Origin of the sequence: Streptomyces boetiae (genome assembly GCF_031845405.1) — a bacterium.
GTDB classification, from domain to species: domain Bacteria; phylum Actinomycetota; class Actinomycetes; order Streptomycetales; family Streptomycetaceae; genus Streptomyces; species Streptomyces boetiae.
Genome location: NZ_JAVREN010000136.1, coordinates 1 through 398, shown reverse-complemented (window position 1 = coordinate 398; position 398 = coordinate 1). Strand labels below are relative to the sequence as shown.

The following is a 398-nucleotide window of genomic DNA, read 5'->3' as shown; positions in this document are numbered from 1 at the left end:
GCTGCAGCGTGATGTGGGCGAACAAGGGGTGGCCCTTGAGCTTCTCGATCACCGCCGCGACGCCGTCGTGGCGGCCCACCCGCAGGTTGTCGCGCTGGGCCACGTCGTGGGTCAGCACCACCCGCGAACCCGCGCCGAGCCGTGACAGCACGGTCAGCAACACATTGCGTTCCAGCGACTGCGCCTCATCGACGATGACGAACGAGTCGTGCAGGGACCGGCCCCGAATATGGGTCAGCGGAAGCACTTCCAGCATTCCGCGGGCGAGTACCTCTTCCAGTACCGCCGGGCTGGCCAACCCTTCGAGGGTGTCGAAGACGGCCTGGGCCCACGGACCCATCTTCTCGCTCTCACTGCCCGGCAGGTAGCCGAGATCCTGTCCGCCGACCGCATACAGC

General features: G+C 67.1%; 1 protein-coding gene. It reads right to left on the bottom strand.

The window, feature by feature from the left end:
- Nucleotides 1-398: PhoH family protein (locus tag RM780_RS27730; protein ID WP_311633652.1), on the bottom strand; the 398-nt coding region annotated here is incomplete at both ends.